The organism is Bradyrhizobium sp. NBAIM08 (genome assembly GCF_020193935.1).
Classification (GTDB): Bacteria; Pseudomonadota; Alphaproteobacteria; order Rhizobiales; family Xanthobacteraceae; genus Bradyrhizobium; species Bradyrhizobium yuanmingense.
On record NZ_JADYVR010001340.1, the window covers coordinates 1 to 383 of the forward strand.

Genomic DNA, 383 nt, shown 5'->3' on the forward strand with positions numbered 1-383 from the left:
GTGGGAGGCCGGCCGCCGGGCGCGCTGGTCGGAGCCGCAGACGACCGCCACGCTCGACGGCGAGACGTGGCGACTCGACGGAACCAAGGTGCACGTCCCCGACGCGATCGACGCCAGCCTCGTCCTCGTGATCGCCCAGAGCCCCGAGGGTCGATGCGGCGTGTTCCTGGTCGAACCGAATGCCGCGGGCGTCACGATCACCGAGACCCCGACCGTGGACGGCACCCGCAAGGAAGGCACCGTCACGATGGTCGGCGCCGAGGCACGACCGATCGGCGACGACGACACGATCGACGCGATCGCCGCGACCGTCGATCGGCTCGGAGTCGCGATGGTGGTCGACGGCGTCGGTGCCGCGTCACGCGCGCTCGAGCTCGCGGTGG

Annotated in this window: 1 protein-coding gene; it reads left to right on the plus strand. The window is 72.3% G+C overall.

All coding sequences use genetic code 11. The annotated features are described in order from the left end of the window. Nucleotides 1-383, plus strand: a 383-nt coding sequence (locus tag I6F37_RS44815; protein WP_225155104.1) for an acyl-CoA dehydrogenase family protein, incomplete at both ends; no start/stop codon positions are given.